This window comes from Streptomyces sp. RerS4 (assembly GCF_023515955.1).
In the GTDB taxonomy this organism is placed as follows: domain Bacteria; phylum Actinomycetota; class Actinomycetes; order Streptomycetales; family Streptomycetaceae; genus Streptomyces.
On sequence record NZ_CP097322.1, the window covers coordinates 1,397,009 to 1,419,853 of the forward strand.

Annotated in this window: 20 protein-coding genes, 1 pseudogene and 1 riboswitch; of the genes and pseudogenes, 6 read left to right on the forward strand and 15 right to left on the reverse strand. The window is 72.1% G+C overall.

Annotated elements, in window-relative coordinates:
• Positions 1–20: 20 nt before the first annotated feature.
• The 10 genes from M4D82_RS06335 to ribD form a co-directional block, all read right to left on the reverse strand.
• The gene (locus tag M4D82_RS06335) at positions 21–1,094 is read right to left on the reverse strand and encodes a hemolysin family protein (protein WP_249765096.1); all 1,074 of its coding nucleotides are present in this window, start codon (positions 1,092–1,094) and stop codon (positions 21–23) included.
• Positions 1,091–2,599 (reverse strand): hemolysin family protein, encoded by a 1,509-nt coding sequence (locus tag M4D82_RS06340; protein WP_249765097.1) that lies wholly within the window; start codon positions 2,597–2,599, stop codon positions 1,091–1,093. The genes M4D82_RS06335 and M4D82_RS06340 overlap by 4 nt, the downstream gene beginning before the upstream one ends.
• Positions 2,600–2,799: 200 nt before the next feature.
• The gene (locus tag M4D82_RS06345; RefSeq protein ID WP_249765098.1) at positions 2,800–3,264 is read right to left on the reverse strand and encodes a PH domain-containing protein; all 465 of its coding nucleotides are present in this window, start codon (positions 3,262–3,264) and stop codon (positions 2,800–2,802) included.
• 76 nt (positions 3,265–3,340) lie between these two features.
• Positions 3,341–4,189, reverse strand: a complete 849-nt coding sequence (hisG, locus tag M4D82_RS06350) for an ATP phosphoribosyltransferase (protein ID WP_249765099.1) — start codon at positions 4,187–4,189, stop codon at positions 3,341–3,343.
• 63 nt (positions 4,190–4,252) lie between these two features.
• Complete coding sequence (locus tag M4D82_RS06355; protein ID WP_249765100.1) at positions 4,253–4,534, reverse strand: phosphoribosyl-ATP diphosphatase; 282 nt, start codon at positions 4,532–4,534, stop codon at positions 4,253–4,255.
• A gap of 35 nt (positions 4,535–4,569) precedes the next feature.
• Positions 4,570–5,055 carry a 6,7-dimethyl-8-ribityllumazine synthase gene (gene ribH, locus M4D82_RS06360; protein ID WP_007262951.1) on the reverse strand — a complete coding sequence of 162 codons (486 nt, stop codon included), beginning with the start codon at positions 5,053–5,055 and terminating at the stop codon, positions 4,570–4,572.
• 72 nt (positions 5,056–5,127) lie between these two features.
• Positions 5,128–6,429, reverse strand: a complete 1,302-nt coding sequence (locus tag M4D82_RS06365) for a bifunctional 3,4-dihydroxy-2-butanone-4-phosphate synthase/GTP cyclohydrolase II (RefSeq protein ID WP_249765101.1) — start codon at positions 6,427–6,429, stop codon at positions 5,128–5,130.
• On the reverse strand, positions 6,426–7,079 hold the full coding sequence (locus M4D82_RS06370) for a nicotinamide mononucleotide transporter family protein (protein WP_249765102.1): 654 nt from the start codon (positions 7,077–7,079) through the stop codon (positions 6,426–6,428). Before M4D82_RS06370 ends, M4D82_RS06365 begins: the two co-directional genes overlap by 4 nt.
• Positions 7,076–7,699, reverse strand: a complete 624-nt coding sequence (locus tag M4D82_RS06375) for a riboflavin synthase (RefSeq protein ID WP_249765103.1) — start codon at positions 7,697–7,699, stop codon at positions 7,076–7,078. Before M4D82_RS06375 ends, M4D82_RS06370 begins: the two co-directional genes overlap by 4 nt.
• The gene (gene ribD / locus M4D82_RS06380) at positions 7,700–8,857 is read right to left on the reverse strand and encodes a bifunctional diaminohydroxyphosphoribosylaminopyrimidine deaminase/5-amino-6-(5-phosphoribosylamino)uracil reductase RibD (RefSeq protein WP_502988880.1); all 1,158 of its coding nucleotides are present in this window, start codon (positions 8,855–8,857) and stop codon (positions 7,700–7,702) included.
• Positions 8,858–9,009: 152 nt separating this feature from the next.
• Positions 9,010–9,139: riboswitch (FMN riboswitch) on the reverse strand.
• 287 nt (positions 9,140–9,426) lie between these two features.
• On the opposite strand from ribD, the gene M4D82_RS06385 reads away from it, so the two are divergent.
• On the forward strand, positions 9,427–11,793 hold the full coding sequence (locus tag M4D82_RS06385) for a chitinase C-terminal domain-containing protein (protein ID WP_249765104.1): 2,367 nt from the start codon (positions 9,427–9,429) through the stop codon (positions 11,791–11,793).
• Between the two features lie 86 nt (positions 11,794–11,879).
• On the opposite strand, the pseudogene M4D82_RS06390 reads toward M4D82_RS06385, so the two are convergent.
• Positions 11,880–13,125 (reverse strand): annotated as a pseudogene (locus M4D82_RS06390) (ROK family transcriptional regulator).
• 55 nt (positions 13,126–13,180) lie between these two features.
• Here M4D82_RS06390 and M4D82_RS06395 point away from each other — a divergent pair.
• The 3 genes from M4D82_RS06395 to M4D82_RS06405 all read left to right on the forward strand — a co-directional run bounded on the left by M4D82_RS06395 (position 13,181) and on the right by M4D82_RS06405 (position 16,606).
• Complete coding sequence (locus M4D82_RS06395) at positions 13,181–14,395, forward strand: MFS transporter (RefSeq protein WP_249765105.1); 1,215 nt, start codon at positions 13,181–13,183, stop codon at positions 14,393–14,395.
• Positions 14,396–14,475: 80 nt separating this feature from the next.
• Positions 14,476–15,864, forward strand: a complete 1,389-nt coding sequence (locus M4D82_RS06400; protein WP_249771524.1) for a uracil-xanthine permease family protein — start codon at positions 14,476–14,478, stop codon at positions 15,862–15,864.
• A gap of 76 nt (positions 15,865–15,940) precedes the next feature.
• Entirely contained in the window at positions 15,941–16,606 is a 666-nt protein-coding gene (locus M4D82_RS06405; RefSeq protein WP_249765106.1) for a DUF5995 family protein, read from the forward strand.
• Positions 16,607–16,690: 84 nt separating this feature from the next.
• On the opposite strand, the gene M4D82_RS06410 is transcribed toward M4D82_RS06405, so the two are convergent.
• Positions 16,691–18,388, reverse strand: a complete 1,698-nt coding sequence (locus M4D82_RS06410; protein WP_249765107.1) for a flavin monoamine oxidase family protein — start codon at positions 18,386–18,388, stop codon at positions 16,691–16,693.
• A 61-nt stretch (positions 18,389–18,449) separates the two neighbouring features.
• Positions 18,450–19,250, reverse strand: a complete 801-nt coding sequence (locus M4D82_RS06415) for a carbon-nitrogen hydrolase family protein (RefSeq protein WP_249765108.1) — start codon at positions 19,248–19,250, stop codon at positions 18,450–18,452.
• A 345-nt stretch (positions 19,251–19,595) separates the two neighbouring features.
• Here M4D82_RS06415 and M4D82_RS06420 point away from each other — a divergent pair, with 345 nt between their 5' ends.
• Together M4D82_RS06420 and M4D82_RS06425 are read left to right on the forward strand one after the other, a co-directional pair.
• The gene (locus M4D82_RS06420; protein WP_249765109.1) at positions 19,596–20,327 is read left to right on the forward strand and encodes a GNAT family N-acetyltransferase; all 732 of its coding nucleotides are present in this window, start codon (positions 19,596–19,598) and stop codon (positions 20,325–20,327) included.
• Positions 20,328–20,413: 86 nt separating this feature from the next.
• On the forward strand, positions 20,414–20,707 hold the full coding sequence (locus M4D82_RS06425; protein WP_249765110.1) for a WhiB family transcriptional regulator: 294 nt from the start codon (positions 20,414–20,416) through the stop codon (positions 20,705–20,707).
• A gap of 52 nt (positions 20,708–20,759) precedes the next feature.
• On the opposite strand, the gene M4D82_RS06430 is transcribed toward M4D82_RS06425, so the two are convergent.
• Both M4D82_RS06430 and M4D82_RS06435 read right to left on the reverse strand, forming a co-directional pair.
• Positions 20,760–21,215 carry an Lrp/AsnC family transcriptional regulator gene (locus M4D82_RS06430; protein WP_249765111.1) on the reverse strand — a complete coding sequence of 152 codons (456 nt, stop codon included), beginning with the start codon at positions 21,213–21,215 and terminating at the stop codon, positions 20,760–20,762.
• 16 nt (positions 21,216–21,231) lie between these two features.
• The gene (locus M4D82_RS06435; protein ID WP_249765112.1) at positions 21,232–22,716 is read right to left on the reverse strand and encodes an amino acid permease; all 1,485 of its coding nucleotides are present in this window, start codon (positions 22,714–22,716) and stop codon (positions 21,232–21,234) included.
• Positions 22,717–22,845 lie beyond the last annotated feature (129 nt).

Sequence of the window (22,845 nt, forward strand, 5' to 3'; positions counted from 1 at the left end):
GCGGCTCCGGTGGTCACGCGTCAGCGGGCCAGGGCGCCTGCCGGGCGTATCGCGGGGCGTCCGGCCGGCACCCGGTGGGCGGGGTCGCGTACCTCGCCGACCAGCATCTCCAGGACGTCCTCCAAGGCGACGAGCCCCAGCACCCGCCCGGCCGGGTCGGCGACCTGGGCCAGGTGCGTGGCGTCGCGGCGCATGACGCTGAGGGCGTCGTCCAGCGGGAGCGTCGAGCACAGGGTGGTCATCCGGCGCCAGACGCGCTGCGGCACGGCCCGTTCGCGGTCCTCCAGGTCGAGGACGTCCTTGACGTGGAGGTAGCCCATGAAGGCGCCGCCGTCGGAACGGACCGGAAAACGGGAGTAGCCGGTGCGCACCGTCAGCTGTTCGATCTGGCGCGGGCTGACGGCCGGGCCGACGGTGACCAGCCGGCCCGGGGACAGCAGGACGTCGGTGACGGGGCGGCTGCCCAGTTCGAGGGCGTCCTCCAGGCGTTCCTGCTCCACCGGTTCGAGGAGCCCGGCCTGCCGGGAGTCGTCCACGAGCCGACCGAGCTGGGCGCTGGTGTAGACGGCCTCGACCTCGTCCTTGGGCTCCACCTTGAACAGGCGCAGCACCAGTGCGGCGCAGGCTCCGAGCGCGGTCGTGACCGGCCCGCACAGGCGGGCGAAGGCGACCAGGCCGGGGCTGAACCACAGGGCGGTCCGCTCGGGGGCGGCCATGGCGAGGTTCTTGGGGACCATCTCGCCGATGACCAGGTGCAGGAAGATCACGGCGGCGAGCGCGAACGCGTAGCCGAGGGGGTGGATCAGGCCCTGCGGGACGTGGACGGCGTGGAAGACGGGCTCCAGCAGCCGGGCCACGGTGGGCTCGGCGACCGCGCCCAGGGTGAGCGAGCAGACGGTGATGCCGAACTGGGCGGCGGCCATCATGCGGGGCAGGTTCTCCAGGCCGTACAGCACCTGTCGGGCCCGCTTGGACTCCTTGGCCAGCGGCTCGATCTGGCTGCGTCGTACGGAGACGAGCGCGAACTCGGCGCCGACGAAGAAACCGTTGGCCAGGACCAGGAGCAGGGCGAAGAGCAGTTGGAGGGCGTTCATCGGCCGGCGCCTTCCAGCTGGGCCGGCTGCGCGGCCTGCGCGGACTCCACGGACTGCGCGGACTGCGCCGCCGGGCCGGCGGCCTGTCGGCCGGGTCCGGTGCGCACGGCGCCACCGGCGTCGAGCCGGACGGTGGCGCGCCGCTCCCGCGAGCCGGACACGGGGCCGCCCGCGGGGCCGCCCGTGACCGGGACGGTCGCGAGCCGGACCAGTCGGACGCGTTCGGCCCGGTTGCGGCCGACCTGGCGTACGGACAGCCTCCAGCCGGGCAGCTCGGCCCGGTCCCCGGGCGCGGGGATGCGGCCCAGCAGGTCGGCGACGAGGCCCGCGACGGTCTCGTAGGGACCCTCGGGCACCTCCAGGCCTATGCGGCGCAGGGTGTGCACGCGGCAGCTGCCGTCGGCCTCCCAGGAGGGGCGGCCGTCCTCGGCGGGTACGGCGGCGAGTTCGGGGCTGTCGTCCTCGGCGAGGTCGTGCTCGTCGCGGACCTCTCCGACGAGTTCCTCCACGATGTCCTCCAGGGTGACCACGCCTGCGGTGCCGCCGTACTCGTCGACCACCACCGCCATGGGCTGTTCGCTGCGCAACCGTTCCAGCAGCGGCTGGACCGGCAGGCTGCCGGGCACCAGCAGGGGGGCGACACAGATCCGGGCGACGGTGGTGCGGGCGCGCTCGGGCTCGGGCACGGCGAGGGCGTCCTTGAGGTGGACGACGCCGGTGATCTCGTCGATGCGCTCGCGGTAGACGGGGAAGCGGGACAGCCCGGTGGCGCGGGTCAGGTTCAGCACGTCGGCCGCGGTGGCGGTGTGCTGGAGGGCGCTGACCTTCACCCGGGGGGTCATGACGTGCTGGGCGGTGAGTTCGCCGAGCGAGAGGGTCCGTACGAAGAGGTCGGCGGTGTCCTGTTCGAGGGCGCCGGCCCGGGCCGAATGGCGGACCAGGGAGACCAGCTCGCCGGGGGTGCGGGCGGAGGCCATCTCCTCGGTGGGCTCGACGCCCAGCGCCCGTACGAGACGGTTCGCGACGGCGTTGAGGCCGGCGATGACGGGCCGGAAGGCCCGCGAGAAGGCGGCCTGCGGGCCGGCGACGAAGCGGGCCACCTGGAGCGGCCGGGAGACCGCCCAGTTCTTCGGGACGAGCTCGCCGACGACCATCTGGACGGCGGAGGCGAGCAGCATGCCTATGACCACGGCGACACCGGGGACGGCGCCCCGGGGCAGACCGGTCGCGGCCAGCGGCCCGGACAGCAGTACGGCGAGGGCCGGCTCGGCCAGCATGCCGACGACGAGGGAGGTGATGGTGATGCCGAGCTGCGTTCCGGACAGCTGGAACGACAGCTCGCGCAGGGCCTTGACGACCGTACGGGCGCGGCGGTCGCCTTCGGCGGCCGCTCGTTCGGCCTCGGGTCTCTCCACCGTGACGAGGCCGAATTCGGCTGCCACGAAGAAGCCGTTGGCCAGGATCAGGGCGAAGGCCGCCAGGAGCAGGAGTAGCGGGATGGTCATGCCGCCGCCTCCGGGCGGAGGGCGGCGCGGGTACTACCGGACGATCCGTCCATTGCTGGAGGGAGTCACTCCTCTGGTCGCAGGTGCCCACGGGCCACGGGATTCCGGGGCGTGTGGAAGGGCGCGTCGTCGCGCCCCGCCACCAGGGTAGTCATTGAGATCGCGGCCGCAATGGGACGCAGCCACGAGGTCACTCGCGCTCAGCTGTCGTGTCGGCCGGTTCCGCGGGTCTCGGCGAGGGCGCGCAGGGCGCGGGCGTCACCGATCGCCTGAGCCTTGGCGATGCCGGGCTGGATGCCGAGTGCGGGCAGGCTGGTGCCGTCGCTGAGGTCGAGGAAGACCCACGGGTCGCCGGGGCGGAGGTTGACGCGCAGGATCTGCGCCCACTCCAGGCGGCGGGTGGTGGTGAGGTTGACCACGGTGACCCCCGCCTCGTCCGCGACCACCTTGGGGCGGCTGAGCAGGACGAGGACGGAGGTCAGCAGGACGGCGGTGAAGACGAAGCTGATCCGCTCGCCGGTGCTGAGCCGCTCCAGCATCAGGGCGACGGCCGTGATGGTGGCGAACATGGCGAGCCCGACGCTCAGCAGCACGGCCCGGGTGCGGGTCGGCCGGAAGGTGACCGGCAGGGCGGGGGGCGCGGGCTGGGCGGCGGGCTGGCTCATGGTGCTGGTGATGCCTTCTGGAGGGGGCCTACGGGTGGCGGCCTACGGGGGTACGGGTCGGGGGACGGCGTACCGGTCAGAGGCGGCAGGCGTGGATCGAGGTGGTGAGGATGGCGCGGGCGCCGAGCTCGTACAGGTCGTCCATGATCCGCTGGGCGTCCTTGGCGGGGACCATGGCGCGGACGGCGACCCAGCCCTCGTTGTGCAGCGGGGAGATGGTCGGCGACTCCAGGCCCGGGGTGAGGGCGACGGCGCGCTCCAGGTGCTCGGCGCGGCAGTCGTAGTCCATCATCACGTAGCTGCGGGCGACCAGGACGCCCTGGAGGCGGCGCAGGAACTGGCCGACCTTGGGGTCGTCGGTGTCGGCGCCGACCCGGCGGATGACGGTGGCCTCGGACTTGAGGATGGGCTCGCCGATGACCTCCAGCCCGGCGTTGCGCAGGCTGGTGCCGGTCTCGACCACGTCGGCGATGACCTGGGCCACGCCCAGCTCGATGGCGGTCTCGACGGCGCCGTCGAGGTGGACGACGGAGGCGTCGACGCCGAGGTCGGCGAGGTGCTTGGCGACGATCCCCTCGTAGGAGGTCGCGATCGTCATCCCGCCGAAGTCCTCGGGGCCCTTCGCGGTGCCGGGCTTGGTGGCGTAGCGGAAGGTGGACCGGCCGAAGTTCAGCGGCAGGATCTCCTCGGCGTTGGCTCCGGAGTCCAGCAGCAGGTCACGGCCGGTGATGCCGATGTCGAGCTTGCCCGAGGCGACGTAGATCGCGATGTCCTTCGGGCGGAGGTAGAAGAACTCGACCTCGTTGTCGGGGTCGACCGTGACGAGTTCCTTGGACTCCTTGCGCTGGCGGTACCCGGCCTCATGGAGCATCGCCGACGCCGGTCCGGAGAGTGAACCCTTGTTGGGGACGGCGATGCGCAGCATGGGAGCTTCCTTCGGGGCGTGGGTGCGTGGGTGCGGAAGGGGGAGTGGGTATGCGTGCCGGGATCAGAGGTGCGCGTAGACGTCGTCGAGGGAGATCCCGCGCGCCACCATCATCACCTGGATGTGGTAGAGCAGCTGGGAGATCTCCTCGGCGGCGGCTTCCTTGCCCTCGTACTCGGCGGCCATCCAGACCTCGGCGGCCTCCTCGACGACCTTCTTGCCGATGGCATGGACGCCCTTGTGGACGAGTTCGGCGGTACGGGAGGTGCTGGGGTCGCCGTTGGCGGCCTTGAGCTGGAGCTCGGTGAAGAGTTCTTCGAAGCTCTTGGAGGGTGTGTTCGCCATGATGGTCCTCAGAATAGGGGGTCCCCCGCCGCCACTCAGCGCCAGGGTTCGCTGACGGTCCGCAGGGTCATGGCGGTGGAGACGGCGGCGGTGACCGCTTCGTGCCCCTTGTCCTCGTTCGACCCTTCGAGCCCGGCGCGGTCCAGCGCCTGCTCGTCGTTGTCGCAGGTCAGTACGCCGAAGCCGACCGGGACTCCGGTGTCGATCGACACCTGCACCAGGCCTTGGGTGACGCCCTGGCAGACGTAGTCGAAGTGCGGGGTGCCGCCGCGGATGACCACTCCGAGGGCGACGATGGCATCGTAACCGCGACCGGCGAGTACCTTCGCCACCACCGGCAGCTCGAAGCTGCCGGGGACGCGCAGGAGCGTGGGCTCGTCGATGCCCAGCTCGTGCAGGGCCCGCAGGGCGCCGTCGACGAGGCCGTCCATGACCTTCTCGTGCCACTGGGCCGCGATCACGGCCACCCGGAGGTCGCCGCAGTTCTTCACGCTCAGTTCGGGTGCGCCCTTGCCGCTCACAGCTGTGCTCCTCGGTGCGTTACGTGGTTCTTGGGGTGGTTCGGTATCGGATGGTGCCGGCTGTGCCGGGTGTTACTGGTTGCCGCAGGCGGACGTGGGCACGGCCCCCTCCAGCCAGGGCAGCTCGTGGCCCATGCGGTCGCGCTTGGTGCGCAGGTAGCGCAGGTTGTGCTCGCCGGCCTCGACGGGCATGGGTTCCCGGCCGGTGACGGCGATGCCGTGGCGGACGAGGGCCGCGGTCTTGTCCGGGTTGTTGGTCAGCAGCCGGACGCTGTGGACCCCGAGGTCGGCGAGCATCCGCGCGCCGGCGCCGTAGTCGCGGGCGTCGGCGGGCAGGCCCAGTTCCAGGTTGGCGTCGAGGGTGTCGCGACCGCGTTCCTGGAGTTCGTAGGCGCGCAGCTTGGACAGCAGGCCGATGCCCCGGCCCTCGTGGCCGCGCAGGTAGACGACGACGCCGCGGCCCTCGTCCTGGATGCGTTCCATGGAGGCCTGGAGCTGGGGGCCGCAGTCACAGCGCTGGGACTGGAAGATGTCGCCGGTCAGGCATTCGGAGTGCATCCGGACCAGGACGTTCTCGCCGTCGCCGATCTCGCCGTGGACGAGGGCGACGTGCTCGACGCCGTCCGCGGTGGAGCGGAAGCCGTACGCCGTGAACTCGCCGTGGGCGGTCGGCAGGCTGACCTCGGCCTCACGGCGGACGGTCGGCTCGGCGGAGCGGCGGTAGGCGATCAGGTCCTCGATGGAGATGATCGTCAGGCCGTGCTTGCGGGCGAAGGGGATCAGTTCGGGCAGGCGCAGCATGACGCCGTCCTCGCCCGCGATCTCCACGATGGTGCCGGCCGGGCGCAGGCCGGCGAGGCGGGCGAGGTCGACGGCGGCCTCGGTGTGGCCGGCCCGGACCAGGACGCCGCCGGACTTGGCGCGCAGCGGGAAGATGTGGCCGGGGCGTACGAAGTCGGCGGGCTCGGAGGTGCCGTTCGCCAGCAGCCGCAGGGTGGTGGCGCGGTCGGCGGCGGAGATGCCGGTGGTGACGCCGTGGGCGGCGCTCGCGTCGACGGAGACGGTGAAGGCGGTCTGCATCGACTCGGTGTTCTCGCGCACCATCTGGGGCAGTTCGAGCCGGTCCAGCTCGGGGCCCTCCATGGGGGCGCAGATCAGGCCGCGGCACTCGCTCATCATGAACGCGATGATCTCGGGCGTGGCCTTCTCCGCGGCGATGACGAGGTCGCCCTCGTTCTCGCGGTCCTCGTCGTCGACGACGACGACGGGGCGGCCGGCGGCGATGTCGCGGATGGCCTGCTCGACGGGGTCGAGGAGGAAGGTCTCCCGGAGGCCGAGGTCGAGGACGTCGGGCACGGGCTTGAGGGTGTTCACGCCGTTGCTCCTTCGAGGGCCGGGGCGGGGGTGGTGCGCGAGCGCTGGTACCAGTCGTAGGCGCCCCACAGGACGAGGGCGAAGTAGACGACGTAGACGAGGCCGGAGAAGGCCAGGCCGCTCTGGAAGGCGAGGGGGACGCCGACGAGGTCGACGAGGAGCCAGGCGAACCAGAACTCGACGAGGCCGCGGGCCTGGGCCACCATCGCCACGATCGTGCCGACGAAGATGTAGGCGTCGGCCCAGGGGCTCCAGGAGAGCTGCGGGAAGAGGGTGAACAGCCCGCCGACGGCGAGGGTGCCACCGACCGCCGCGGCGAGGAGGACGCCGCGCTCCTTCCAGCCGGCCGTGCGGACGGCGATGCTGCCGTCCTGGGCCTTCTGTCGGCCGAGCTGCCAGGCCCGCCAGCCCCAGATGGCGACGGAGATGACGAGGAGCTGCTTGCCGACGCCGCCCGCGAGGTGGGCGGAGGCGTAGGCGGCGACGAGGATGAGGCCGGAGAGGAGCTGGGCGGGCCAGGTCCATATGGAGCGGCGCCAGCCGAGGGCGAGGGCGGCCAGGCCCATCAGGTTGCCGATCATGTCGGACCAGATGACCTTCTGCCCGAGGACCGTGAAGGCCTCGGCGTTCAGCCAGGTCAGGGCGCTCACTGCGCGGCTCCTTCGGCGTGGAGGGGGTTGACGCCGGCGGCCAGCAGGCGTTCGACGTACTTGGCGAGGACGTCCACCTCCAGGTTGACCGGGTCACCGCTCGTCTTGAAGCCGAGCGTGGTCAGGGCGAGGGTGGTGGGGATCAGGCTCACGGAGAACCAGTCGGCGGCGGCCTCGACCACGGTGAGGCTGACCCCGTCCACAGTGATAGAGCCCTTTTCTACGACGTACCTTGCGAGGTTCTCCGGGAGGGCGATCCGGACGATCTCCCAGTGCTCGGAGGGGGTCCGCGAGAGGATCTCGCCGGTGCCGTCCACGTGTCCCTGGACCAGGTGGCCGCCGAGGCGCCCGCCGAGGGCCATGGGGCGTTCGAGGTTGACGCGGGAACCCTCGGTGAGGGCGCCGAGGCTGGAGCGGTCCAGGGTCTCCTGCATGACGTCGGCGGTGAACTCGCCGTCGGCGGTCTCCACGACGGTCAGGCAGACGCCGTTGACGGCGATCGAGTCGCCGTGCTTGGCGCCTTCGGTCACGACGGGGCCGCGCAGGCGGAAGCGGGAGGCTTCGGCGAGCTGCTCGACGGCGGTGACCTCGCCCAGCTCTTCGACGATTCCGGTGAACACTCAGTGCTCCTTGAGGGCGGTGGGGGTGGCCGCGGCGGGTCCCGCGGTGATGTCGGGTACCGCGGTGACGCGGATGTCGGTGCCGATGGGCGTGCTGTCCGTGATCGTCAGGCGCAGCGCGTCGGTGATCGTGGTGATGCCGGCGTCGGCGAGGGCGGTGGGGCCGGCGCCGAGGAGGACGGGGGCGAGGTAGCCGACGACCCGGTCGACGGCGCCCGCGGCGACGAAGGCGCCGGCCAGGGTGGGGCCGCCTTCGAGGAGGACGGAGCGGACGCCGCGCCGGTGGAGTTCGGCGAGGAGGGCCTCGACGGAGAGCCCGCGCCCGTCGCGCGGGAGGCGGACGAGGTCGACTCCGGGCAGGTGGCGGGTGTCGGCGTCCTCGGCGACGGCGATCAGGGTGGGCGCGGCGTCGTCGAGGACGCGGGCGCCGGGCTTGATCGTGGCGCGGGTGTCGAGGACGACGCGCAGCGGCTGCTCGGCGCCGGCCACGCCGCGTACGGCGAGGTGCGGGTCGTCGGCGCGCAGGGTGCCGGAGCCGACGACGACGGCGTCGGCCTCGGCGCGCAGCCGGTGGACGTCGGCGCGGGAGGCGGCGGAGCTGATCCACCGACTGGTGCCGTCGGCGGCGGCGATGCGACCGTCGAGGCTGGCGGCGTACTTCCACAGGACGTACGGGCGGCCCCGGCGTACGGAGGTCAGCCAGGCGATGTTGCCCTCTTCGGCCTCGTCGCGCAGGAGGCCGGCCTCGGTGTCGACGCCGGCGGCGCGCAGGGTGGCGGCGCCGCCACTGGCCTGCGGGTTCGGGTCGGGGACGGCGTAGACGACCCGGCGGACGCCGGCCTCGATGAGGGCCTGGGCGCAGGGGCCGGTGCGGCCGGTGTGGTTGCAGGGTTCGAGGGTGACGTAGGCGGTGGCGCCGCGGGCGGCTTCGCCGGCCTCGCGCAGGGCGTGGACCTCGGCGTGGGGTCCGCCGGCCCGCCGGTGCCAGCCTTCGCCGACGACGGTGCCGGCGGGGTCGGTGAGGACGCAGCCGACGACGGGGTTGGGGCTGGTGGAGCCGAGGCCGCGGGCGGCGAGCTCGACGGCCCGGCGCATGGGGGCGCTCGGGTCGTGTGCTGTCTGCGCGGCGTGTGTCGCCACCGGGTCCTCCTGCCTCATCGGGCACGGACTCCGGGGCCTGTCGGATACGACAGATGAAGCGGGTGAGCACACGCGGGGACGCCGAGGCCGGAACCACGGTCCGTTCGAGACGTCTCCCCGGAGGGATGCGCCGATGGACCGCCGACGGCGGCGTACCGGTGACTGGCCCGCCGCGCACTGCCTCCCATCCGGACTTTAACCGTCGGTCCAGGAATTTCACCTGGTCAACCGGCCGCTGGCTGCGGACGGGTCGCGGACTATACCGCCGGTTCGGAATTACACCGACCCCGGAGTGCGCTGCTACTGGTACTCAGGCCAGTGTGCCACGGCCGTTCGTCGGCCATGCGGGTGAATCGCTGTGGCCTGGGTCACAGAAGAGTGATCCTTGAGCGCTCCTATCGCGCCGACCGCACCGTTGGTCCAGACCTATTGACGGGTTGGTCTAGTCCTCTTAACGTTCCCTTCATCTTCCCGGGAGCCGGCCCTGCCGACGTGCGCACGTCAGGGGCCAATCAGCGTCACCTTTACGCGCGTTGCCGCACGTCGCCTGCTTTTTTCCTGCCATCCTCCCCTCCCCAGGAGGCACCATGCCGTCCCCCACACGTACGAGAGCGATGCTCCTGGCATCCGGCGCCGCGATCGCCGGACTGCTGGTCGGCGGGCTCTCGGCAGGCGTCTCGCACGCCGCCGACAACGAGAGCTGTCGCCCCGACGGCCTGTACAAGACCGCCGGAGTGGACGTCCCGTACTGCTCCGTCTACGACTCCGAGGGCCGCGAGAAGATGGGCGCGGACCACCAGCGCCGCGTCATCGGCTACTTCACGGGCTGGCGTACCGGCAAGGACGGCACTCCCGCCTACCTGGCCAACAACATCCCCTGGTCCAAGGTCACCCACCTGAACTACGCCTTCGCGCACGTCGGTTCGGACAACAAGATCTCGGTCGGCGCGGACAACGCCAACAACGCCGCCACCGGGATGACCTGGCCGGGCGTCGCGGGCGCCGAGATGGACCCGGCCCTCCCGTACAAGGGCCACTTCAACCTGCTGAACAAATTCAAGAAGCAGTACCCGAACGTCAAGACGCTCGTCTCGGTGGGCGGTTGGGCCGAGACCGGCGGCTACTTCGGGGACGACGGCAACCGCGTCGCCTCCGGCGGCTTCTACTCGATGGCCACCAACGCCGACGGCTCCGTCAACCAGGCCGGCATCGACACCTTCGCGGACTCCTCCGTCGAGTTCATCCGCAAGTACGGGTTCAACGGCGTCGACATCGACTACGAGTACCCGACCACGATGAAGGACGCGGGCAACCCGCTCGACTGGCAGCTGTCCAACGCCCGCCGGGCGGGCCTGGTCAAGGGCTACGACGCCCTCATGAAGTCCCTGCGCGAGAAGCTCGACCGGGCCGGCGCCGCCGACGGGAAGCACTACCTGCTCACCGTCGCCGCGCCCTCCTCCGGCTACCTGCTGCGCGGCATGGAGACGTTCCAGATGCAGAAGTACCTGGACTACGTCAACATCATGTCCTACGACCTGCACGGCGCCTGGAACGAGTACGTCGGCCCGAACGCCTCGCTCTTCGACGACGGCAAGGACGCCGAGCTGGCCGCCGCCAACGTCTACGGCAGCGCCCAGTACGGCAACATCGGTTACCTCAACACCGACTGGGCCTACCACTACTTCCGCGGCTCCATGCCGGCCGGCCGCATCAACATCGGCCTGCCGTACTACACCCGCGGCTTCAAGAACGTCCAGGGCGGCACCGACGGCCTGTGGGGCAAGGCCGCCGCGACCACCTGCCCGGCCGGCGCGGGTCTGACCAAGTGCGGTGACGGCGCCGTCGGCATCGACAACCTGTGGCACGACAAGGACACCAACGGTGTCGAGTCGCCCGCCGGCTCCAACCCGATGTGGCACGCCAAGAACCTGGAGAAGGGGATCGTCGGCGACTACGTCACCAAGTACGGCTTCCCCGCGAACACCACGCTGACCGGCACCTACGCCCGCAAGTACGACGCGAACCTGGTCGCCCCGTGGCTGTGGAACGCGCAGAAGAAGGTCTTCCTCTCCACCGAGGACGAGCAGTCCGTGGCCGCCAAGGCCGACTACGTGGTCGACCGCGGCATCGGCGGCACCATGGTCTGGGAGATGGCCGGCGACTACGCCTGGAACGCCGCCAAGGGCCAGTACGAGGTCGGCGACACGCTCACCTCGCTGATGTACGACAAGTTCAAGGCGGCCGCTCCGTACGGCGCGAAGAAGTCCAACACGGCGCTGCCCACCCGGGCGGTGGACATCAAGACGGAGTTCACCGAGTTCAAGCTGGGCGACTCCAACTACCCGATCACCCCGAAGATCAAGATCACCAACAACACGAAGTCCGCGCTGCCGGGCGGCACCGAGTTCCAGTTCGACTACGCGACCTCGGCCCCGAGCAACGCCTCGGACCAGTCCGGCTTCGGCACGAAGGTGATCAAGAGCGACCACACGGGCGGCAACGTGGGCGGTCTGAAGGGCGACTTCCACCGGGTCTCCCTGAAGCTGCCGGCCTGGCAGTCGCTGGCCCCGGGCGCCTCGGTCGACCTGGCGTTCAACTACTACCTGCCGGTCTCGACGCCCTCCAACTGGACGGTGAACATCGCCGGCACCACGTACGCCCTCGCCGGGGACCTGGCGCGCGGCACGACCCTGGTGGAGCCGGGCGCCACCCAGCCCCCGACCACCCCGCCGACCACGCCGCCCACGACCCCGCCGACCACTCCCCCGACGACGCCTCCGACGACGCCTCCGGGGACGTGCGCGAACCCGGCGTACGTGGCGGGGACGGTCTACAACAGCGGGAACGTGGTCTCGCACAAGGGCCGCAACTGGAAGGCCCAGTGGTGGACGCAGAACGAGGAGCCCGGCACCACCGGTGACTGGGGCGTCTGGAAGGACCAGGGCGCCTGCTGACGCCGTGACGTCCTGACGGACGCGTGAACGTGAGGACCCGGTGGCCCGGCGGCCACCGGGTCCTCACACGTCCGCCCCTACGGGCCTCAGCCGCCGCCGAACAGGACCGACTGGGCGGCTTCGCGGGCGGCCAGGCGGGCGCCCTCCAGCACCGCCGGGCCGCCCAGGGCCGTGGCGCGGACCTCGGTCGGGACCGGGGTCAGGGTGGTCAGGCGGCGGGCGACGCGGGCCGCGAGGGCCGGGCCGCCCGCGCGGCCGAGTTCCCGCCGAGGACCACGCAGCCCGGGTCCAGGACCGCGGCGACGGCGGCGGCCCCGAGGGCGAGGCGCTCGGCCAGCGCGTCCAGGAAGGCTTCCCGGCGGCGCCGGCGACGGCCTCCTCCGCCGGGCCCCGGAACCCGTGCTCCGCCGCCAGGGCGGTCACCGCCTCGCGGCCCGCCAGGGCGTGGAAGCCGCCGCCGCAGTCGGTGGCGGAGGGCAGCCCGGGGGTGCCGGGCACCGGGAGGAAGCCGATCTCGCCCGCCCCGCCGGAGGCGCCCCGGCGCAGCCGGCCGTCCAGCACCACGGCGGCGCCGACGCCCGCGCCGAGCCAGAGCAGGACGAAGGAGTCCAGGTCGCGCGCGACGCCGGCGCGCTGTTCGGCGAGGGCGGCCAGGTTGGTCTCGTTCTCGACCAGCACCGTGGCGGGCAGCCGCCTCTGGAGGGCGGCCACGAGGTCGCGGTGCCAGGCCGGGAGGCCGCTGGTGTCGCGGAGTTCGCCGGTGGCCGGGGCGACCAGTCCGGGGGCGCCGATGACCACGGTGTGCAGGGCCTCGGCGCCCGCCTCGCGGGTGAGCGCGGCCAGCCGGTCCACGGCCTCGTCGACGGCGTCGACGGGGAGGGCGGCCCGCGCCAGGGGGGTGCCGAGCAGGTCGGTGACGACGGCGGTCGCGCTGTCCGTACGGACGTCCAGGGCGGCGAGGTGGGCCCGACGGGCGACGATCCCGTAGAGGCGGGCGTTGGGGCCGCGCCGCCGGTCCCCGGACTCCCCGACGACCTCGATCAGCCCGGCCGCGGTGAGCCGCTCGACGAGGTCGGCGACGGAGGGGCGGGACAGGCCGGTGAGCTGCTTGAGCTGCGTCGCCGTCAGGGGTCCCTGGGACTGGAGGAGTTCCAGGGCGAGCCGGTCGTTGATGGCCCGCGCCGTGCTCGGCGAGGCGGGAGACGGGGCCGGGAGCGGGGCCGGGGCCGGAGACGGGAGCGGGGCCGGCCCGGCCGGACGGGACGCCTGCGCGGGAGCGGCGGGCGGGGCGGCGGCGGGCGTCAGTGCCTGGGCGGGGGTCACGCCGTTCATCCTAGGCGGCCCGACCCCCTAACCATCAGGCAGGGTCCCTGATAGTTTGCCGCTCATGACTGGGGAACCCGACTTCAGCCCGGCGCGCCTGCGCCACGCCCGCTTCGCGATCGCCGCCGTGTTCTGCGCCCACGGCGCGGTGACCGGCTCCTTCGCCACCCGCATCCCCTGGATCCAGGACCACGCCCAGCTCGGCGCGGGCGCCCTGGGCCTCGCCCTGGCCTTCCCCGCCCTCGGCGCCGCGCTCGCGATGCCGCTCGCCGGGCGGATCAACCACCGCTTCGGCGCCCGCACCGCCCTGCGCGGGCTGCTGGTCCTGTGGACGCTGTCGCTGATCCTGCCGAGCCTGGCCCCGAACCTGGCGACCCTGTGCTGCGCGCTCTTCGTCTACGGGGCCACGTCCGGGATGTCCGACGTGGCGATGAACGCGCTCGGAGTAGAGACCGAGAACCGGCTCGGCCGCTCCATCATGTCCTCGCTGCACGGCATGTGGAGCGTCGGCGCCCTGCTCGGCTCGGCCGCCGGCACGGTCGCGGCGCACGCCGGGGCGGATGCCCGGCTGCACCACCTGATCGCCGCGCTCGCCCTGGCGGCGGCCGGGCTGGTCGCCGTACAGGGGGTGCTCGACCCGCGCGGGGACGCGGAGGGCGAGGCTCCGCCGCATTTCGCGCTGCCGCCGAAGTCGGCGCTGCTGATCGGCGCGGTCGGCTTCTGCGCGGTCTTCGCCGAGGGGGCGAGCCTGGACTGGTCCGCGGTGTACCTGCGCGACGTGCTGGACACGGACGCGGGCCTGGCCGCCGCCTCCACCACCGCCTTCGCGCTGACGATGGCCGTGGCCCGGCTGGTCGGGGACCGGGTGGTGGACCGGTTCGGGCCGGTGCGTACCGTTCGGACGGGCGGCGTACTGGCCACCGGAGGCGGGCTGTTGGTGGTGACGGCCGCGCACCCGGCGGCGGCGATGGCCGGCTTCGCGCTGATCGGGCTCGGCATCGCGGTGGTGGTGCCGCTGGCCTTCGCGGCGGCGGCGCGCAGCGGGCCGGCTCCGGCGCAGGCCATCGCGGGGGTCGCGACGATCACGTACACCTCGGGGCTGATCGCCCCGTCGGCGATCGGCGCGGTGGCGGACGCCACCTCGCTGGTGGTCTCGTTCGCCCTGGTGACGGTGCTGGCCTGCGCGCTGACCGTGGGAGCGGCGGTCCTGCGGCCGAAGACCGCGAAGGGGCGGGCCGACGCCGCCAACCGGGACGAACCCGCCTCTATCCGGCCGTAATATGACCGCTGGCCTCGTATGGCGGATAGCGTGCGGTGGTCAGGATGCGTGACGGGTCGTTCGAACGGAAGTGGTGGAACATGGGCTTCGGCGTTGGCTGGACCCTGCACGGAGACGGGCGCACCCCCGCTCCCGGCGCGGTGGTACGGCCCGAGGAGCGGCTGTCGTGGCCGCGCACCGCCGGGCTCGGTGCCCAGCACGTCGTGGCGATGTTCGGGGCGAGTTTCGTCGCTCCGGTGCTCATGGGTCTGGATCCGAACCTGGCGATCATGATGTCGGGCATCGCGACCGTGGTCTTCCTCCTGGCCACGCGCGGCCGGGTGCCCTCCTACCTGGGCTGCTCGCTGTCCTTCGTGGGCGTGGCGGCGGCGATCCGGGCCGGCGGCGGGGACAGCGCGGTCGTCACGGGCGCCGTGTTCGTCGTGGGCGTGGCGTTGTTCCTGTCGGGCCTGGCCGTCCAGCGGTTCGGGGCGCGGATCATCCACGCGGCGATGCCGCCGGTGGTCACGGGCGCCGTGGTGATGCTGATCGGCTTCAACCTGGCGCCGGTGACGGCGTCCACGTACTGGCCCCAGGACCAGTGGACGGCGCTGTTGACCATGCTGTTCACCGGCCTGGCCGTGGTGTGCCTGCGCGGCTTCTGGTCACGGATCGCGATCTTCCTGGGCCTGGTCTTCGGCTACGGGATCTCCTGGGTCTTCGATCTGCTCTTCGGGAAGATCCACTCGCCGGCCGGCGGCGCCGAGGCCGTGGACCACTGGCGGCTCGACCTGTCGGGCGTCGCCAAGGCCGACTGGATCGGGTTGCCGTCCTTCCACGCGCCCGCCTTCGAGTGGTCGGCGATCCTGATCGCCCTCCCGGTGGTGATCGCGCTGATCGCCGAGAACGCGGGCCACATCAAGGCCGTCGGCGAGATGACCGGCGACCCCCTGGACGACAAGCTCGGCACCGCCATCGCCGCCGACGGGGCCGCGTCGATGCTGTCCACGGCCGTCGGCGGCCCGCCGAACACCACCTACTCGGAGAACATCGGCGTCATGGCCGCCACCCGGGTCTACTCCACGGCGGCGTACTGGGCGGCCGCCGGCTTCGCCCTGCTCTTCGGGCTGTGCCCGAAGTTCGGCGCGGTCGTCGCCGCGATCCCCGGCGGGGTGCTGGGCGGCATCACCGTGATCCTCTACGGCATGATCGGCCTGCTCGGCGCCCAGATCTGGCTGAACGGCCGGGTGGACCTGCGCAATCCGCTGAACCTCGTGCCCGCCGCGGCGGGCATCATCATCGGCGTCGGCGGCGTGAAGCTGCGCTTCACCGACAGCTTCGAGCTGGGCGGCATCGCGCTGGGCACGATCGTCGTGATCACCGGCTACCACGCGCTGCGCTACTTCGCCCCGGACCACCTCAAGCGGCAGGAACCCCTGCTCGACGAGGGCACGTCGACCTACGACACCGCCGACGACAAGCGGGGTTGACGGCGCTTCACCCGTACCGGGGAAGCACACGGCCAAGTTCCCCGGGATCGGGAGGCGGACTGCGACGCTGCCTCCCATGGAAGCGGTGCTCGCGCGGATGCGCGCCCTCGACGAGCGGCTCCCCGCGCAGGACGGCGTGGCCGTCTTCAACCGGGTCTACCTGACCGTGACGGAGACCCTGCACCACCGGATCGAGCACGGCGCCTTCCCGGCGCCCCGCCGGGCCGAGACCCTCAGCGTGCGCTTCGCCCAGCGGTACCTGACGGCCGTCGAAGCGGACCGCTCCCCGGCCTGCTGGCGGCCCCTGCTCCAGTACCGCCGTCACCCGGGGGTGTGCCCCCTCCAGTACGCGCTGGCCGGGATCAACGCGCACATCGGCCACGACCTGGCCCTGGCGGTGGTGTCCACCTGTCACGCGCTGGACTGCGCGCCCGCCGCCCTCGAAGCGGACTTCGACCGGGTCGGCGACACCCTGGTCTCCCTGGAGGAACGCATCCGGGAGGACCTCATGCCGGGCCCTGACCTGCTGGAGATCGCCGACCCGCTGACACACCTGCTCGGCTCCTGGAGCCTGGAACGCGCCCGTACGGCCGCCTGGGCCGCGGCCCGGCTGCTGTGGACCCTGCGCCGCTCCCCCGACCTGGCCGAAGAGTTCCGCGAATCCCTCGACGCCGGCGTCGGCCTCGTCGGCCGCTGCCTGCTGACCCCGGTCCGGGGGGCGCGGGCGGCGGTCAGGGCGTGAACCGGGCCCTGGGCATGAAAACGGGCCGCCGCCGCGTTCGTGCGCGGGGGCGGCCCGTGGTCGGGGCCGGAGGGGCCGGGTGGGTCAGTCCTCCGGGAGTTCGACCGGGGCGATCTCGTCGTAGACGTCACCCGGGCCGGGGTTGGTGGCGTCGGTCGAGCCGCCGAGGTGGTGCATGACGCCCCAGACGGCGTTCAGGGCGGTCTGGACCGCGCCCTCGGCCCAGCCGGCCGTCCAGGAGATGTCGTCGCCGGCGAGGAAGATGCCGCGCTTGTCCTCGGGGAGGCGGTCCTGCATGAAGTGGGTGAACAGGCGCCGCTGGTAGCGGTAGTGACCCGGCAGGTTGGCCTTGAACGCGCCCATGAAGTAAGGCTCGTTCTCCCAGGACACGGTCACCGGGTTGCCGATGATGTGCCGGCGGATGTCGACCTTGGGGTAGATCTCGCCGAGGGACTTCAGCATGACCTCCATCCGCTCGTTCGCGGACAGCGGCAGCCACTTCAGGCTGTCGTCGCACCAGGTGTACGAGAGACAGATGACGGCCGGCTGGTCCGGGCCGTTGTCCAGGAGGTACGTCCCGCGCGTCATGCGGTCCGTGAGGGTCATCGACATGACGTCGCGGCCCGTTTCCTCGTCCTTGTCGAGCCAGAACGGCCGGTCGACCGGGATGAAGAGCTTGGACGACTCCATGTAGTGGGTGCGCTCGATCGCCGTCCAGTGGTCGATCGGGAAGAGCGTGTCGTCGCACGCGATCTTGGACAGGAGCATCCAGGACTGCGCGGTGAAGATCGCGGCGCGGTACGTGCGGATGTCGCCGGACGCGTCGGTGACCGTGATGCGGTTGCCGGCGGTGCGGTGCAGGCGGGTCACCGCCGGGCGCGGGGTGCCGTCGTGCAGGGAGGACAGGGACGTGCCCTGGGCCCAGTGCAGGATCTTCTCCGGCTCGCGCTCCCACAGGCGCAGCGGCAGCTGCTGCGAGCCGCCGACGATGCCGCGGTGGTGGTCGTCCGCCTCGGTGTAGACGACGCGCAGGATCTCCAGGATGGAGTTCGGGAAGTCGGTGTCCCAGCCGCCGGTGCCGAAGCCGACCTGGCCGAAGATCTCGCGCTTGCGGAAGGACTTGAAGGCCTCGGACTTGCAGAGGAAGCCGTAGAAGGTCTCGTCGTCCAGCTTCTCGACGAGCTTGGCCCAGATCTCGCGGATGCGCGGGACGTCCCGCTCGCGCATCGCGGTGTTCATGTCGGAGAAGTCGGCGCCCTCGTCGAGGCAGGCGTTCCACGCGGCCGACACGTCGCGGTAGATCTGCGGGAGGTCGGCGATCGTCTCGGCGTAGTGCGTCTCGCCCTTGAGGTCCACGACCGTCGAGGGGGTGGCCTCGGCGAGCGGGTTCGGGAAGGGCTCCGTGACCAGGCCGACGAGGTCGATGTAGTGCTGGAGGGCGGTGGAGGACGGCGGGAAGCGCATCGCGCCCATCTCCGCGGTCAGGCCCTCGGTGCCGGCGCCCTCGAAGCCGACGGTGCGCAGCCGGCCGCCGATCTGGTCGGCCTCGTAGACGACGGGCTTGAGGCCCATCTTCATCAGCTCGTACGCGGAGATGATGCCGGACAGGCCGCCGCCGATGATGGCGACCTCGGTGCCGTGCTCGGTCGCCGGTATCTGACCCAGGCCCGCCGGGTGGGCGAGGAAGTCGTCGTAGGCGTACGGGAAGTCCGGCCCGAACATGGTGATCGGGGGCTGACCGTCGCTGTGCGGGACGGCGGTGGTGGGCACCGTGGACGTCATGGGGGTACGTCTCCTTGCGGCAGAGCAGGCAGGGCGGGGGGGAAGGGGGGCGGCGTCGGACTCAGACGAGCGAGGCGTAGAGCCCCGGGCGGCGGTCGCGCAGGTACGGGTTGTTCTCGCGGGAGGCGGCGAGCAGCTCGGGGTCGACGTCGCCGAGGACCATCTCCTCGCCGCGGCCGGCGCGGGTGCGGGTGACGGCGTCGGGACTGGCGAGGCAGCTGAGGCCGACGAACTCGAACTCGCCCTCGGGGCCGGTCCGGTTGACGTACGCGATGTACATCTGGTTCTCGAAGGCCCGCACGGGGACCAGCTGTTCGGCCACGAACTGGAACGGGTGCATCTGCGCGGTCGGGACCAGGAGGAGGTCGGTCCCGGCGAGCGCGTGCGCCCGTACGTTCTCGGGGAACTCCACGTCGTAGCAGATCATGATGCCGACGCGCAGTCCGTGCAGGTCCGCCTGGACGACGGGGGTGTCGCCGGGGGTGAAGGCGTCCTGCTCGAAGCAGCCGAAGAGGTGGGTCTTGCGGTAGTTGGCGAGCGCGGTCCCGTTGGGGCCGATGAGCTGCGCCGAGTTGTGGACCGCCGCGCCCGACCGCTCCGGGTAGCCGTACAGGACGGCGATGTCGTGGCGGCGGGCGATCTCCCCGATGGCGACGGCGGACGGGCCGTCGGCCGGCTCCGCGAGGCCGGGGATGTCCGCGAGGTCCAGCGCGTAGCCGGTGAGGAACATCTCCGAGGTCACGAGGAGCCCGGCCCCGCCCTGTGCGGCGCGCGCGGCGGCCTCGTCGAGCTGCTTCAGGTTGGCGGCGGTGTCGCCGAGCCGTCCGGAGCTCTGGAGGAGTGCGGTGCGCAGCGGGGGCATGGGCGTACCTCTGTGACTGGTGGGGCGGGGGGTCGTAAAACGGTACGTGCGCGCGTTCGACCGCGACAAGCCTTCACCGTTGCGCCGGGCGCATCGATTCGTTGCGTGTTCCGGCGCGTGGGCGGCGATTCGTTGCGCCGACCCGTCCGGCCCTGATGGGCCGGGCTCTCGGGCCGCTCTCGCGGGTGCGTACGGGGCGGGCGCGTCCGAGCCCCGGAGGGCCGTGTCGGGGTCGCGTAGGGCCGTGGAAAACCGCCTGTGCCCAGGTGCTCCGGGAGCATAACCTGCCGGTGGCGGGCCGCGACGGCGCCGGCCATCCACCCCACGGAAGGACCCGCACGCCCCATGTCACCCGAGTCACGCTCCCCCGAGTCACTCCAGGACGGCGCCGCGCTGGACAACCCGGTGTGGGCGGCCCTGACCGGCCCGCAGCGCGACTTCGCCGAGTCCGTGGGGCTCGCCGCCCGCTACCTCCCGGAGGCCAACCCGTTCGCGGCGGTCGCCGACCCGGAGGATCCCCGCGCCTGGGCGGATCTGGCGAAGCTGGTGGGTCCCGGCCGGGAGGTGTGGCTGACGGGCCTGCCGACGCCGCCGCCCGGCTGGGAGACGGTGCTCTCGATCCCCGGCGTGCAGCTGGACGGGCGGGCGGTACGGGCCGAGGCGGCGCCCGAGGCGGTCCGGCTGGGGCCGGCCGATGTCGCGGAGATGCTGGAGCTGGTGGCGCTGACCGAGCCGGGCCCCTTCCTGCCCCGGACCGTCGAGCTGGGCACGTACCTGGGCATACGGCACGAGGGGCGGCTCGTCGCGATGGCCGGGGAGCGGATGCGTCCGCCCGGCTGGGCGGAGATCAGCGCGGTGTGCACGCACCCGGACCACCGGGGTCGGGGGCTGGCGCGGCGGCTGATCAGCGGGGTGGCGGCCGTGGTGCGCGAGCGCGGGGACATCCCGTTCCTGCACGCGGCGGCGGCCAACACGAACGCGATCCGCCTGTACGAGGCGATGGGCTTCACGCTGCGCCGCGAACCGGTCTTCATCGGCCTGCGCACCCCCGGGGAGCCGGGCGACGACCAGACCTGAGGCGACGTAACGGGGTTCCCGGGTTTCGGAGTCCGCCTCGTGGTCACACGCGGGACGAGACACGTAATCCACGGAAGGGAACCGCCATGACCGACGTCTCCCGGCTGCCCGGAGCGGCCCTCCACCACTGGCAGTGGCAATCCCGGGCGGCCTGCCGGGGCCTGGGGCCCGGCCGGTTCTTCCACCCCGCCGGGGAGCGGGGCGAGGACCGCGACGAACGGGACCGGGCCGCGAAGCGGATCTGCGAGGGGTGCCCCGTCCGGGAGGCCTGCCTGCGGCACGCCCTGCTCACGCGCGAGCCGTTCGGGGTGTGGGGCGGGCTGACCGAGGAGGAGCGCCGCCCCCTGCTGCACCGCACCGCCCACACCGTGTCCGCGTAGTGCGGACACCTCCCGGTACCGGACACCGGACACCCCCCGGTGCCGGACGGCCTCAGGCCGGGGCGCCCGAGGTGAAGCGGCGCAGGAGCGGGGAGAGGACCAGGACGGACTTGGTGCGCTCCACGAACGGCTCGCCCGCGATCCGTTCCAGGACCCGCTCGAAGTGGCGCATGTCGGCGGCGAAGACCTGGACGAGGGCGTCCGCGTCGCCGGTGACGGTCGACGCGGACACCACCTCGGGGTAGCGCTCCAGACCGCGCCGGATGTCGTCCGGCGAGGTGTTGTGGCGACAGTAGATCTCGATGAAGCCCTCGGTCTCCCAGCCCATCGCGGCGGGATCGACGCGGACCGTGAAGCCGGTGATGGCTCCTTCGGCGCGCAGCCGGTCCACCCGCCGCTTGACGGCGGGGGCGGAGAGCCCGACCTCGGAGCCGATGTCCGCGTAGGAGCGGCGGGCGTCCTCGGCGAGGGCGTGCACGATGCGTTCGTCGAGATCGTTCAGTCGCACGGGGGGTGCATCACTTCTATTCAGCGACCTCCGCGGCCGAGGCGGCCACGGCGGCCACGGTGGCCAGGCTGGAGCGGCGCATGCCGTAGAAGAAGTAGATCACGAGCCCGACGACCATCCAGCCACCGAAGACCATCCAGGTGGCGAGCGGCAGCTCCGTCATGAGGTACGCGCAGAAGAGGAAGCCGAGGATCGGGGTGACCGGGAAGAGGGCGACCTTGAAGGTGCGGTTCATGTCGGGGCGCGTGTAGCGCAGGATGACGACGGCGACGTTGACCAGGCCGAAGGCGAACAGCGTGCCGATGCTGGTGGCGTTGGCCAGTTCACCCAGGGGGATGAACGCGGCGAGCAGGCCGCAGAAGAGGCAGACGATGATCGTGTTGATCTTCGGGGTGCCGGTCTTGGCGTCGACCTTGGCGAACGCCTTCGGCATCAGGCCGTCGCGGGACATCGCGAAGAGGATGCGGGTCTGGCCGTAGAGCACGGCGAAGACGACGCTGGCGATGGCGACGACCGCGCCGGCGGCGAGGACGACGCTCCAGAAGGAGTGGCCGGTGACGTCCTGCATGATCTGCGCCAGGGCGGCCTCGCTGCCCTCGAAGTCCTGCCACGGCATGGCGCCGACGGCGACCAGGGCGACGAGGCAGTACAGGGCGGTGACGATCAGCAGCGAGAGCATGATCGCGCGGGGCAGGTCCTTCTTCGGGTTCTTGGCTTCCTCACCGGCGGTGGAGGCGGCGTCGAAGCCGATGTACGAGAAGAAGAGCATCGAGGCGGCGGTGCTGATGGCGGTGACACCGAGCGGGGCCAGCGGGGTGTAGTTGCCGGCCTTGATGCCCATGAAGCCGATGACGCAGAAGAGCACCAGCGTGACGATCTTGACGCCGACCATGATCGAGTTGATCCGGGCGCTCTCCTTGGCGCCGCGCAGCAGGAAGACCATGCAGAGCAGCACGACGACGAGGGCGGGGAGGTTGATGTAGCCGCCCTCGCCCAGCGGGGCGGAGAAGCCCTCGGGGATGGTGATGCCGAGGGTGCCGTCGAGCAGCTCGTTGAGGTACTGGCCCCAGCCGACGGCGACGGCCGCGACCGAGACGCCGTACTCCAGGACCAGGCACCAGCCGCAGACCCAGGCGATGAGCTCGCCCATGGTGGCGTAGGCGTAGGAGTACGAGGAGCCCGAGACGGGGATGGAGCCGGCCAGCTCGGCGTAGGAGAGCGCCGAGAACAGCGCGGTCAGACCCGCGACGATGAACGCGATGAAGACGGCCGGGCCGGCGATCGGGGTGGCCTCGCCGAGGACGACGAAGATGCCGGTGCCCAGGGTGGCGCCGATGCTGATCATGGTCAGCTGCCACATGGTGAGCGAGCGCTTGAGCGCCCCGCCCTCACCCTGGCCGCCTTCGGAGACCAGCTGCTCGACCGGCTTGCGGCGCAGCAAAGGATGGGCAGGCTTGCGGGGCTCGGTCGCGAGCGGGGGCGCCTGGCCGGTTTCGAGCACGGGGGGACTCCTTTGACACTGCGGGTGGGGATTCAGGCGTCGACCGCAGCGGTCCGGAGCAGTTGACAGACGGGACTGCGTCCTGTCTGGGCATGGGGGGACCGCCGAGCAGGCGGTCCACGCCACTCC